Annotated in this window: 10 protein-coding genes; 6 read left to right on the plus strand and 4 right to left on the minus strand. The window is 64.7% G+C overall.

All coding sequences use genetic code 11. The features are described from left to right. Positions 1–95 precede the first annotated feature (95 nt). Positions 96–1,529: a TolC family outer membrane protein gene (locus FH041_RS15315; protein WP_140174813.1), complete on the plus strand. Its 1,434-nt coding sequence runs from the start codon at positions 96–98 to the stop codon at positions 1,527–1,529. A 98-nt stretch (positions 1,530–1,627) separates the two neighbouring features. Here FH041_RS15315 and waaA read toward each other — a convergent pair whose 3' ends face one another. Together waaA and FH041_RS15325 are read right to left on the minus strand one after the other, a co-directional pair. Beyond that, positions 1,628–2,899: a lipid IV(A) 3-deoxy-D-manno-octulosonic acid transferase gene (gene waaA / locus FH041_RS15320; RefSeq protein ID WP_110606947.1), complete on the minus strand. Its 1,272-nt coding sequence runs from the start codon at positions 2,897–2,899 to the stop codon at positions 1,628–1,630. Between the two features lie 11 nt (positions 2,900–2,910). Further along, the gene (locus FH041_RS15325; protein ID WP_110606948.1) at positions 2,911–3,801 is read right to left on the minus strand and encodes a LysR family transcriptional regulator; all 891 of its coding nucleotides are present in this window, start codon (positions 3,799–3,801) and stop codon (positions 2,911–2,913) included. Between the two features lie 83 nt (positions 3,802–3,884). Here FH041_RS15325 and FH041_RS15330 point away from each other — a divergent pair, with 83 nt between their 5' ends. From FH041_RS15330 to FH041_RS15345, 4 genes are all read left to right on the plus strand, one after another. Beyond that, the gene (locus FH041_RS15330) at positions 3,885–4,217 is read left to right on the plus strand and encodes a multidrug efflux SMR transporter (protein ID WP_027913979.1); all 333 of its coding nucleotides are present in this window, start codon (positions 3,885–3,887) and stop codon (positions 4,215–4,217) included. Positions 4,218–4,321: 104 nt separating this feature from the next. Continuing rightward, the gene (locus FH041_RS15335) at positions 4,322–5,497 is read left to right on the plus strand and encodes an FAD-binding oxidoreductase (protein ID WP_028687913.1); all 1,176 of its coding nucleotides are present in this window, start codon (positions 4,322–4,324) and stop codon (positions 5,495–5,497) included. Then, positions 5,494–6,306: an aldo/keto reductase gene (locus FH041_RS15340; RefSeq protein WP_027913981.1), complete on the plus strand. Its 813-nt coding sequence runs from the start codon at positions 5,494–5,496 to the stop codon at positions 6,304–6,306. Before FH041_RS15335 ends, FH041_RS15340 begins: the two co-directional genes overlap by 4 nt. 46 nt (positions 6,307–6,352) lie before the next feature. Next, positions 6,353–7,324, plus strand: coding sequence for a metal ABC transporter ATPase (locus tag FH041_RS15345; protein ID WP_140174815.1), 972 nt, complete (start codon positions 6,353–6,355; stop codon positions 7,322–7,324). Positions 7,325–7,393: 69 nt separating this feature from the next. Here the strand turns inward: FH041_RS15345 and hldE are convergent, their stop codons facing one another. Continuing rightward, positions 7,394–8,815 (minus strand): bifunctional D-glycero-beta-D-manno-heptose-7-phosphate kinase/D-glycero-beta-D-manno-heptose 1-phosphate adenylyltransferase HldE, encoded by a 1,422-nt coding sequence (gene hldE, locus FH041_RS15350; RefSeq protein WP_027913983.1) that lies wholly within the window; start codon positions 8,813–8,815, stop codon positions 7,394–7,396. A gap of 129 nt (positions 8,816–8,944) precedes the next feature. Beyond that, entirely contained in the window at positions 8,945–10,750 is a 1,806-nt protein-coding gene (msbA, locus tag FH041_RS15355; RefSeq protein WP_027913984.1) for a lipid A export permease/ATP-binding protein MsbA, read from the minus strand. Between the two features lie 147 nt (positions 10,751–10,897). Here msbA and FH041_RS15360 point away from each other — a divergent pair, with 147 nt between their 5' ends. Continuing rightward, on the plus strand, positions 10,898–12,754 hold the full coding sequence (locus tag FH041_RS15360; RefSeq protein ID WP_140174817.1) for a bifunctional O-antigen ligase/aminoglycoside phosphotransferase family protein: 1,857 nt from the start codon (positions 10,898–10,900) through the stop codon (positions 12,752–12,754). Position 12,755 lies beyond the last annotated feature (1 nt).

Here is a 12,755-nt window from a genome sequence, read left to right on the forward strand (position 1 = left end):
CAGGGTGATTGTTGCCCGGAGCGCGTGGCACTACACTGCGTCATCAAGCAAAACTCAACAGTTCAGTAATTACATTTCGTACAAGGATTGCCCCTATGCTGCGCAAACTCTCACTGGCCCTGGCCGTGTCTTGTGCGTCCCATACGATGGCCTGGGCGGCGGACGTACCGGCAACGGTGAAAACCGATCTGGTGAGCGTTTACCAGGAAGCGGTAGAGAACAACGCCGACCTGGCAGCCGCCCGCGCCGACTACGGCGCGCGCCGCGAAATCGTGCCCCAGGCCCGTGCCGGCTTGCTGCCCAACCTGTCGGCCGGTGCCGAGATGCAAAGCACCCGCACCAAGCTCGACGAGCCGTCGATCACATCCAACCGCAGCGGCAATGCCTGGAGCGCGACCCTGGCCCAGCCCATCTTCCGCGCCGACCGCTGGTTCCAGTTGCAAGCGGCCGAGGCCGTCAACGAACAGGCCGCGCTGGAGCTGTCTGCCACCGAGCAGAACCTGATCCTGCAGACTGCGCAAAGCTACTTTGCGGTGCTGCGTGCGCAGGACAACCTGGCGGCCAGCAAGGCCGAGGAAGCGGCCCTCAAGCGTCAGCTCGACCAGTCCAACGAACGTTTCGACGTGGGGCTTTCGGACAAGACCGACGTGTTGCAGTCCCAGGCCAGCTATGACACGGCCCGCGCCAACCGCATCATCGCCGTCCGTCAGGTGCAGGATGCTTTCCAGGCGTTGGTCACCCTGACCAATCGGGAGTACACCGCTATCCAGGGTGTGGTCCACAGCCTGCCGGTGCAGGTGCCCGTGCCCAACGACGCCAAGGCCTGGGTCGAAACCGCCGGCCGGCAGAACCTCAACCTGTTGGCGACCAACTACGCGGTGTCCGCGGCGGAAGAAACGTTGCGTCAGCGCAAGGCCGGTCACGCCCCGACCGTAGATGCCGTGGCCAAATACCAGAAGGGTGACAACGACAACCTGGGCTTCAGCAACCCATCGCCGCTGGGTGTTCGCTATGGTGGCGACGTGGAGCAGACCACCGTTGGCCTGCAGTTGAACATTCCCATCTACAGCGGCGGGCTGACCAGTTCACAGGTACGCGAAGCCTACCAGCGCCTCAGCCAGAGCGAACAGCAGCGCGAAAGCCTGCGCCGTCAGGTGGTGGAGAACACCCGCAACCTGCACCGTGCGGTGAACACCGACGTCGAACAGGTACAGGCGCGCAAGCAGTCGATCATCTCCAACCAGAGCGCGCTCGAGGCTACCGAAATCGGCTACCAGGTGGGCACCCGCAACATCGTCGATGTGCTCGACGCCCAGCGCCAGCTGTACACCTCGGTGCGCGACTACAACAACAGCCGGTACGCCTACATCCTCGACAACCTGAGCCTGAAACAGGCGGCCGGCACGCTGAGCCCGCAAGACTTGCAGGACCTCAAGCGCTACCTGAAACCCGACTACAACCCGGACAAGGATTTCCTGCCACCGGACCTGGCGGCAGCGGCGGCGAAGAATTTCGAGCGTAAGCCCTGAGGACGGGCAGCCTCATCTGGGGGAGCCGGCTTGCCGGCGATGGGCCGCAAAGCGGCCCTGATCACGCCAACCGCAACCATCGCCCCGACAGTGAGCGCTCAGGGCATCAGCCTTCCCAACCCCTTCAGCAAGCGCTGCAGCGCCCCTTGGTTGGCCCTCATCACCGCCCTACCCGCCTCACCCATGCGCCGGGCATCTTGCGGTAATTCGACCAGCCGTTGCACGGCACCGGCCAACCCCTGAGCGTCATCGACCTGCTGCAACGCACCCGCCTCGCGCAGCATGGCGCTGATTTCGAGGAAGTTGAACACGTGCGGCCCCATGAGCACCGGTAGCGCCAGGGCTGCCGGTTCCAACGGGTTGTGCCCGCCGGTCGGCACCAGGCTGCCACCGACGAACGCCATGTCGGCCAGGGCATACAAGAACAGCAATTCACCCATGGTGTCGCCCAGCAGCACCTGGGTCTGGGCAAGCACCGGTAGCCCGGTAGAGCGACGCACCGTGGCAAACTGCTGACTGCAGATGGCATGAACCGCGTCAAAGCGCTCCGGATGCCGGGGCACCAGGATCAGCAACGCATCCCCATGCACCTGCAGCAACTGCTGGTGTGCCTGGAGGATCAGGGCATCTTCGCCGTCGTGTGTGCTGGCGGCAATCCACACCGGGCGCGAAGTGGCGGCCCATTGCTGGCGCAAAGCCTGGGCGCGCGGCACCAGCTGCTCATCGATCTTCAGGTCGAACTTGATCGAGCCGGTGACCTGCACGCAGGCAGCACGCGCGCCGAGTGCCAGAAAGCGCTGCGCCTCCACCTCGGTCTGCGCGGCAATCAGGCTCATTTCGGCCAGCATGGGCCGGGTCAGCCTGGCAAACCGCCCGTAGCCACGGGCCGAGCGTTCGGACAGGCGCGCATTGGCCAGCGCCACGGGAATACCGCGCCTGGCGCATTGATGGATGTGATTGGGCCAGAGTTCGGTTTCCATGATCACGCCCAGCCTTGGCTGCACATGGTCGAGAAAGCGCCCCGCCGCCCACGGCAGGTCGTATGGCAAGTAGCAATGCTGGACCCGCGGCTCATCGGCGAACAGGGCGCCAATGCGCTCCGAACCGGTGGGCGTCATGCACGTCAGTGTGATCGGCAGCTCAGGGTAGGCCTTTAGCAGTGCGCGTACCATGGGGGCAGCTGCGATGCTTTCGCCTACGGAAACCGCATGGACCCATATGCCGCCCTTGCGCATCGTCGGCAGCTTGATGGCAAAGCGCTCGTCGATACGGCGCCCGTAGGCAGGCGCCTTGCGCGCGCGTAGGTACAGGCGAAGTGCAAGCAGTGGCAGGGCAAGGTGAAACAGCAAGGTGTAGAGAGTTCTGTTCATGGCGGCGAAGTTTACCCGATCGCACGCAAATGCACTGCAAAACGCTCGGCCAGCCACTGCGCGGCCGGGCCCAATGGCTCGTCCCGACGCCAGGCCAGCTCCACCACCAGCGCCGGTGGCCGCCAGTCGCTGGCCAGCTCCACCATGTGCGCCTGATAGGTGGGGTACTGCACCACATGCCGCGGCAGCCAGGCCCAGCCCAGCCCGCGCATCAGCAGTTCGGCCATGGCATAGAAGCTGTCGGCCCGCCACACCTGTGGGCTGATCGCCTCACCCCCCGGGTAACCGCTCTGCTGGGGGGTGATCAGCAGCTGGCGATGGCGTGCCAGTTGCTGTCGGTCCGCCCGGCCGGCCTGCGCCAAGGGGTGGCCGACGGCGCAGACCGTGACCATTTCCACGCTACCCAAGGCCCGCCGTTCCAGCGACGCCGGTATGCGCTCATGGTGAAAGAACAACCCCAGGTCGGCACGCCGCTCCACCAGCTTGCGTGCGACGTCGCCCTGCGCGCCGCTGGCCAGTTGAACTTCCAGAAAGGGGTAACGGGTTGCCAACTCATCCAGGCTGTCGATGACAGGCTGATACGGCATCGCCTCATCCTGCGCCACCCGCAGCAGTGCTTCCTGGCCACGCATCAACGCCAAGGCCCGCCCATCCAGACGCTCGCACTGGCGCAGCAGCTCGCGGGCATCGGCAAGCAGCGCTTCGCCGTTTGCGGTGAGCTTCGGCTGGCGCCCACTGCTGCGTTCGAACAGGGTGACCCCAAGGTCCGTTTCGAGCAGGACGATGGCGTTGCTGACCGCTGATTGAGCCTTGTGCTGTTCGCGCGCAACGGCAGAAAACGAACGCAGCTCAGCCACGCGCATGAACGTGCGCAACTGATCCAGACTCCATTGCTCGGCCATTCACCTATCTCCTTACCAGATAGGTAATGACTTTACCGCATTCGAGTACGGCCTAGAATGCGCCCATCCACTGGAGAACCGTCATGAATGCCTACACCTACCTCGCGATTGCCATCTGCGCCGAAGTCGTCGCCACCGCCTCCATGAAGGCTGTCAAAGGCCTTAGCACCCCATTGCCTCTGCTGCTGATGGTGGCGGGCTACGCCATCGCGTTCTGGATGCTGACGCTGGTGGTGCGCAGCATCCCGGTGGGCATCGCCTACGCGATCTGGTCGGGGCTGGGTATCGTGCTGATCAGCGTGGCGGCACTGGTGCTCTATGGGCAGAAACTGGACATCCCGGCGATGCTCGGCATGGCGATGATCGTCGGCGGCGTGGTGGTGATTCAGCTGTTCTCCAAGACCACGGGGCACTGAGCCGGGCCGTGGCAGCAGCGTCAGGATGCGTGGCGCACGCCAGCCCGTGCATCCGACCCTGAGCCTGTATACTTGCCAGCTGTCCCAGTTTTCGAGGTATCGCCATGCCATCTGCCATTTCCACTGACGTGCTGATCGTCGGCGCCGGGGTCGCAGGCCTCTGGCTCAATGCCCGCTTGCGCCGCCTGGGTTATTCGACAGTGCTGGTGGAGCGCGCCACGGTAGGCGGCGCACAGACGCTCAAGTCCCAGGGCATCATCCATGGCGGCACCAAGTACGCGCTGCATGGGGCGCTGACCGGCGCCTCGGAGGCGATTGCCGACATGCCGCGCCGCTGGCGCGAAGCCTTGGCGGGCAACGGCGAACTGGACCTGCGCCATACGCGCCTGCTGTCCGATGCGCACTACCTGTGGTCTCCAGGCACCCTGGCCGGCAATCTCACCAGCTTCTTCGCCAGCAAGGCGGTGCGCGGCCGGGTGGATCAGGTCAAAGGCGACCAATTGCCTGCGGCGTTGCAGGACCGCGCCTTCAAGGGCAAGGTCTATCGGTTGGCCGAACTGGTGATCGACGTGCCCAGCCTGCTGACCAACCTGGCCGAACTGGCCGGTGACAGCCTCCTGGCGGGCGAACGCATCGAGCCGCTGCGCGACGAGGGCGAGCTGGTGGGCCTGCGTGTGGACGGGCGTGACATCCGCGCCCAGCGCATCGTGCTCAGCGCGGGCGCCGGCATCGCGGACCTGTTGCAGGCACTGGGGCTCGAGCAGCCCGCCATGCAAACCCGCCCCCTGCACATGGTGATGGTCAAGGGAGCCAACCTCAAGCCACTTTATGCCCATTGCCTGGGCGCAGGCCCCAAGCCGCGGATGACGGTCACCACCCACCCGGCCGCCGACGGACAGTGGGTGTGGTACCTGGGCGGCGAACTGGCCGAAGCCGATGGCGTGGCCCGCGAGCCGGCCGCGCAGATCGCCGCCGCGCAGAAAGAAGTGGCCAGCCTGCTGCCCTGGGTGGATCAAAGCCAGTTGCACTGGGCCACGTTGCGAGTGGACCGTGCCGAGCCTGCCCAGTCCGGCCTGGTGCGCCCGGACAATGCGTTTCTTGCCGCACAGCACCGGCTGCTGGTGGGCTGGCCTACCAAGCTGGCCCTGGCACCTGACTTCAGCGACCGGGTTATCCGCCAGTTGCAACGCGACGCCGTGCAACCTCAGGCCCAGGCCGACCTGACCGACTTGCCGCGCCCGCCGTTGGGCCAGCCTGCATGGGAGACCCTCCTGCCATGAGCTTGCCAACTCTCCACGGTTTGCACCGCCCCCTGGGCAGCACGGGCTTGCAGGTTTCGCCCCTGGGGCTGGGCACGGTCAAGCTTGGCCGGGACCAGGGCGTGAAATACCCTTCAGGCTTCACCATCCCCGGCGACGATGAAGCCAGGCTGCTGCTTGGCCAGGCCCGCGACCTGGGCATCAACCTGCTAGATACCGCTCCGGCCTATGGCCGCAGTGAAGAGCGCCTTGGCCCGCTGCTGCGGGGTCAGCGCGATGCCTGGGTGCTGGTGAGCAAGGTGGGCGAGGAATACGACGCCGGTCAATCGCGTTTCGATTTCAGCGCGGCCCACACGCGCCGATCGGTGGAGCGCAGCCTGCGCCGGCTGGAAACCGACCGCATCGACCTGGTGCTGGTGCACTCCGACGGTAATGACCTGGCCATCCTCGAGCAGCAGGCGGTGTATGAGACCTTGGCCACGCTCAAGCGTGAAGGCAAGATCCTGGGCTTCGGGTTTTCAGGCAAGACTGTAGCCGGAGGCTTGAAGGCCTTGGAGCAAGGCGACTGCGCCATGGTCACCTTCAACCTGAACGAACAGGCAGAGCGCCCGGTACTCGACTACGCTGCGCAGCACGGCAAGGCCATCCTGGTCAAAAAGGCCCTGGCCAGCGGCCATGCCTGCCTGGCACCCGGCGTCGACCCGGTCCGTGCCAGCTTCGAGCTGCTCTTCGCCCACCCTGGCGTCAGCAGTGCTATCGTGGGCACCATCAACCCGTTGCACCTGGCCCATAACGTGGCCACCGTCGCCCGAATCCTGGGCCAGCATTGAGTCTGCCTGGCCACGCGCCGGGCGAGCCGTCGCAAGGAGGAGCAACGTGGCGCGAACGCTGATACGCAAGAACCCGAGCAACTTCAAGACGCTGCCGCTGCATGTCGAGGCCACGGCCGAAAGCCTTCTCTACCAGGGCACTGGCATGCCCCTCAATTTCGCCCAGACCCAACAACGTCGCAAACCGGTGGCGGTGGCAGATCCCCAGCGGTTCGTGGTCGAGCTTGCCAACTTGGGTGTGTCGGTGCGCCTGACGCTGACCTGGCAGAACCGCGACTACTGGGTGCTGGTGCGTCAACGGCGCCAAGACCGCGGCGACGTGGTGCTAAAGCTGATCTCAGGTTACGTGCCCGCTCAGGAACTGAACCTGCCATTGCACACCGCCGTGCAGGAAGTAGCCGAGGAATGCCTGCTGGAAACCACAGAGGGCTGGCTGGGCGGCCGCTTCAACGACACCTGGCTACCTGTGCCCTATGCGGCAGCCTTGCACTACCGAGAAACGCCGCATTTTCAACTGACCCCGCAGTCCGGTGCCGCCCGCCCGGTCCACTGCGGCAACCTGGTCCTGCTGGAGCGGCCCCGTGCCTACGTGCACCTGCCGACCGCTTCGCTGCAACTGATCTACGACATGCGCCTGCAAGTGCCCAGGGAGGCCAAGAAGCTCAGCCTGTTCCATGTGGATGAACGTCTTGAGGGCGACCAGTTGGTGGCGCGGCTGAACCGCAAGCGCCCGGACCTGTACCTGATGCCGCTACAGGACGGCCAACCCCTGGCTGAGCTGTATACCCTGAAGAAAGACGAACTGGTGCCGGCCAGCACACGGGGGTTGTACCTGGCCGAAAGCTTCGCCCGGCAGGAGGGCTGGGTGGTCAACGAGGAACGGATACGCTGGAAGGATTGGGTGCGTCAACAAGGCCTGGTTGAACCCAAGCCTGCCCGAGCCTCCCACCTGCAACGGTTCGGTGCCAAGGCCCGAGCGCTGCTCAAGCGGGCGCGTACCTCGCTGCACAAGCCCTGAGCGAAGCGGGCATGCAGCGCGCCGCCGCTGGCGCCGCCGCAACAAGGGCTGCCACGCAGCCCTGCCCTGTCAGTGCTTGCGGATCTTCTCGACGATGGCAGTGGTGGAGCTGTTTTCGACCAGCCCCAGCACTTTCACGGTGCCGCCATAGGCGTTGACGATGTCGGCGCCAACCACTTGATCGATGCCGTAGTCGCCGCCTTTGACCAGCACATCCGGCTTGACCTGGCTCAGCAGGTTTTCTGGGGTGCCTTCGGAGAAACTGATCACCCAGTCCACTGCGCCCAAGCCTGCCAACACGGCCATGCGGCGATCGACGCTGTTGATCGGCCGGCCCGGGCCCTTCAGCCGGCTGACCGATGCATCGTCGTTGACCGCCACGATCAGGCGATCGCCTTGAGCGCGCGCCTGCTCCAGGTAGGTCACGTGGCCCGCATGCAGAATGTCGAAGCAGCCATTGGTGAACACGATACGCTCGTTGTGTGCCCTGGCATCGTCGATCGCTACCAGCAATTGCTCAAGGCCCAGCACCCCGCGCTCGGACCCTTCTTCGCGCTGGATGGCGCGGCGCAGTTCCGGCGCGCTGATCGCCGCAGTACCAAGCTTGCCGACGACAATACCCGCCGCCAGGTTGGCCAGGGCCACTGCCTGGGGCAGCTCTTCACCGGCGGCAATGGCGGCGGCAAGGGTGGAGATCACCGTATCGCCTGCGCCGGTCACATCGAACACTTCACGTGCACGGGCTGGCAGGTGCAGGGGCGGATGACCATTGCGCAGCAAGGTCATGCCGTGCTCGCCACGGGTCACCAGCAAGGCGCCCATGTCCAGCTCCTGGAGCAGCTGCAAACCTTTGGCAACCAGCTCCGCCTCGTCGGTACAACGCCCAACGATGTTCTCGAACTCGCTGAGGTTGGGGGTAATCAGGCTGGCCCCGCGATAGACGGAGAAATCCTTGCCCTTGGGGTCGGCCAGCACCGGGATGCCCTTGGCCCGTGCGGCCTGGATCAGCGCCTGGTGGTTTTTCAGCGCGCCCTTGCCGTAGTCCGACAGCACCAGGACCTTGACGCCTTCGAGCAAACCGTCGACTTCTGCGCTGAGCGACACCGGGTCGGTGGCGAAGGATTCTTCGAAATCGATGCGCAGCAGCTGCTGGTGCCGGCTCATGACCCGCAGCTTGACGATGGTCGGCTGATGCGCAATGCGCTGGAAGACCGAACGCACGCCTGCCGCCTGCAGGCTGTTGGAAAGGCTGTCGGCAGCTTCGTCCTGCCCGGTGACGCCCACCAGGGACGCCGGCGCGCCCAGTGCGGCGATGTTCAAGGCCACGTTGGCCGCACCGCCTGGGCGATCCTCGATCTGATCGACCTTGACCACCGGCACTGGCGCTTCCGGCGAAATACGCGACGTACCGCCATGCCAGTAGCGGTCGAGCATGACATCGCCGACCACCAGTACCGGGGCTTGATCGAAACGCGGCATGGACAACTTCATGGGCAACCCATATGACAATAGTGAACAGGGACGGGATATTAGCACAGCGCGGCTGGCGGCTTTAGGGCCAGTTCGCGCTGAGGAATACCCCGAAACAGAAGGGGCACCGAGGCCCCTTGGCAGGTAGAATCAGGTGATGTCGGCCTTGGCCGGCTCATCCAGGCCCATGGCATGCAGGCGCGCATAGTAACCGTTGGCGGCCAGCAGCTCGGCATGGGTGCCCCGCTCCACCAGACGGCCCTGATCCATGACCAGGATCTGGTCGGCCTTCTCGATGGTCGACAGGCGATGCGCGATCACCAGCGTGGTGCGCCCCTGCATCACGCGGTCCAGCGCAGCCTGGATGTGCCGCTCGGACTCGGTATCCAGGGCCGAGGTCGCTTCGTCCAGGATCAGCAGTGGCGAGTTCTTCAACAGCGCGCGGGCGATGGCCAGGCGTTGGCGCTGGCCACCGGAGAGCAACACCCCGTTTTCGCCGATCTGGGTATCGAAACCTTTGGGCAGCTGATCGACGAAATCCTTGGCGAAGGCTGCCTCAGCCGCCGCTTCGATGTCGGCACGCGGCGCCCCGGCCAGGTCACCGTAGGCAATGTTGTTGGCGATGGTGTCGCTGAACAAGGTCACATGCTGGTTGACCTGGGCGATGTGTCGACGCAGGTTGAGCAACTTGAAGTCTTCGATTTCCACGCCATCGAGCAGTATCTCGCCGCTGCTGTGGTGGTAGAAGCGTGGAATCAGGCCGGCCAGGGTGGACTTGCCGCTGCCGGAGCGGCCCACCAGCGCGACCATCTGCCCAGGCTCGACGGTGAAGTTGATGTCGCTCAGCACCTGGCGATCGGTACCGGGGTAGGTGAAGCTGAGGTTGCGCACTTCCAGGCGCCCGCTGACCGCATCGCGCTCGACGGTACCGGTGTCCACTTCTCGCTGCTCGTCGAGCTGCTCGAAGATGCTCTCGGCACCGGCCACGCCCTTCTGGATGGTCGAACTCACTTCCGAAAGCTGGCGAATCGGCTTGGGCAGCAGGCCGGCCAGGGTGATGTAGGCCACCATGTCGCCTGCCGAGGCATCGCCACGAAGGTACAGCACCAGGAACATCAGCACGGCCATGGCAACGTAGATCACCAGTTGCAGCAGGGGCGTGTAGATGGCGCTGGTACGGGTCATGCGCAGCTGCTTGTCGGTGTTGCTCTGGCTGGCCTTGAGGAAGCGCTGGCGCTCGTAGGCCTCGCCGCCGAAGCTGCGCACCACGCGGTAGCCCTGAATGGTCTCGGACGCCACGTGGGTGACGTCGCCCATGGCAACCTGGATCTTCTTGCTCTGTTTGCGGAATTTCTTGCTGGCACGGCCCACCATGAAGGCGATCAGCGGCAGGATGGCCAGCATCACCAGCGTCAGGCGCCAGTTCATCAACAGCAGCGAGCCGAACAGGAACACCACCGTCATGCCTTCGCGAATGACCACCTTGATGGCGTCGGTAGCCGCCCCAGTGACCATGGTCACGTTGAAGGTGATGCGCGAAATCAGGTGCCCGGAGTTGTTCTGGTCGAAGTAGCGGTTGGGCAGGCTCAGCAGGTTGTTGAACAGCTGCACCCGCAGGTCATGGACCAGGCCCAACGAGACCTTGGCCAGGAAGTAGTTGCCCAGGAACGAACCCAGGCCTTGCCAGGCGGCGATGATGATGATCAGCGCCGGCACCGTGTGCAGCAGGTTCAGGTCGCGCAGGTGCGGGACGTTGGGAAACAGCGAGGCATCCGGGTTGGACAGGCCGTCGACGAAATACTTGAGGATGTAACCCAGCATTGGCTGGGTCGAAGCAAAGATCAGAAAGCCCAGGATACTCAGCAGGAACACGCCGATGTAGGGTCGGACATAGCCAAGTAGACGGAAATAGATCTTCATGCTCGATGGGCTCTGAGAGCCGTTGGCGTCTGTCATATCACGGAACATGCTGAAAATGGGGTGCTGACTTTACCACACGTTGGCAGCGACGTCGGACCACTCGGCCCCCGCCGCTTACCAGCAGCAATGCGCGCAAAGCTGGGGTAACATTGCCCGTTCTTTCGACCTGGGCCCTCTTTCTCCATGTTCCCAAGCAGCCTACACAACGCCGGCAACCGCTTTTTCGATTTCGTGTGCCTGTGGCTGCTGCCGGCCGGCATGCTGGCGCTGCTCGGTGCCCTGTTCTTCCTGCCCGAACGCAGCCTGCACCACAAGCTGTACTACGGCCTTTTCAGCATCCCGACCCTGCTGGCGCTATGTGTCCGGCCTCGTGAACTGAAAACCCTGTTTCGTGAACCGTTGCTGTGGCTGTTCGTGGCCTTCGCCGGCTACGCCATCCTCAGCCTGAGCTGGTCACCCTCGGCGGCGCAGGCGGACAACCTGATCAAGCGGCCCCTGCACACCCTGATGCTGTTCCTGGGCACCGGGCTGATGCTGCGTTACCGGCCCGAGGCGCTCAAGGGCCTGTTCCTGGGGGCTGCGCTACTGGCGCTGCTGGCCACGCTGCGGGACCTGACCACGTTCATGCTCACCTACACGCCAGGCAGCCGGCTGATCGGCGCAGGCGCTCTGGATAACCCGCTGCTCAGCTCGCACTTGTACGGTTTCTTCGGGACCTACTGGCTGTGGATGGCGGTCAACGGCAAGCGGGCGCTGACCGTGTCGCTGTGCATGGCGGCCTTTGCGGTCATGTTCGCCGCGGTGGTGGCCACCGGTTCCCGCACGCCCCTGGTGGCCATGACCCTGGCGGTGAACTGGATCGCCCTGCTGTGCCTGGACCGTCGTTCGATCCCCCTGTTCCTGGCCGCTCCGCTGTTCATCGCCGCAGTACTGGTGGTGGACCCGCAGTTGATCATGGCGCGCGGCGACTCGTACCGTTTCGATATCTGGCGCATTACCTGGGACCTGTTCCTCCAGCACCCGCTGATTGGCCACGGCTACGACGCGCCCTTGTCCATCGATGTCGGCGTGGGTTACCTGCTGAGCGAGCCCCACAGTTTCGTCATGGGCGTGCTGTATTACGTGGGCATCCTGGGCTTGCTGCCGTGGCTGGGCATGATCATCTACGCGCTTTACAGCGGCTGGAAGTACCGCACCCACCCTGCCCTGCAGATGGCCTCGGCACTGCTGGTGTTCGGCATTGGTGCGGGCCTGACCGAGGGCGGCGGTATCCTGTCGCGGCCCAAGGAGCACTGGTTCCTGCTGTGGATTCCGCTGGCACTGGTCGCCGGGCTGAACATCGCCCGCCGGGGCGGCAGGCTGGTGGCGGCCAACCGCGCTCGCTTGAGCGAGGCGCAGGCCAGGCAGCTGCATGAGGGTGCCCGCATCATCGAAGAGGACGGGCTTGGGCCCAAGGTCCTGCTCCTGCAAGATGGCAGCTTCCTGAAGTTGTTCCGCCCGCGCGCCTGGTACACCGCCGGCGCCTTCTACCCCTACGCGCGCCGCTTTGCCAGAAACAGCCAGCAACTGGCACTCGAAGGCATTCCCACGCCCCCCGTCGTGGAACTGCTGAACTACGCCGATGGCACCCAGGGGGTGCGCTACATCCCCCTGGCAGGCCAGACCGTGCGCCAGGCGCTGCAGGCCTGCTCCTCGCTGGCAGCACGCAAGGCCCTGGTGCAGCGGCTTGGGCGGTTCATGGGTCAGTTGCACCAGCAAGGCGTCTACTTCCGGTCCTTGCACCTGGGCAACGTACTGCTGATGGACAACGGCGAATTTGGCCTGATCGACCTTGCCGACATGCGCCTGCTGCCTTCGCCACTGTCGGCAGAGCTGCGCCAGCGCAACCTGCGCCACATGCAGCGCTACGCCGAAGACAAGCAGTGGCTGTTCGAGGAAAACGTCCAGGCCCTGCTGGAGGGCTACAGTGCAGCGGCCAGCCAGACCATGAGCCACGCCCTGCGCCAGAAGCTCGAACTGGCCCCTGGAGCGGATCGCTGAC

The sequence above is a fragment of the Pseudomonas sp. SWI7 genome (genome assembly GCF_006351945.1).
Taxonomy (GTDB): domain Bacteria; phylum Pseudomonadota; class Gammaproteobacteria; order Pseudomonadales; family Pseudomonadaceae; genus Aquipseudomonas; species Aquipseudomonas fulva.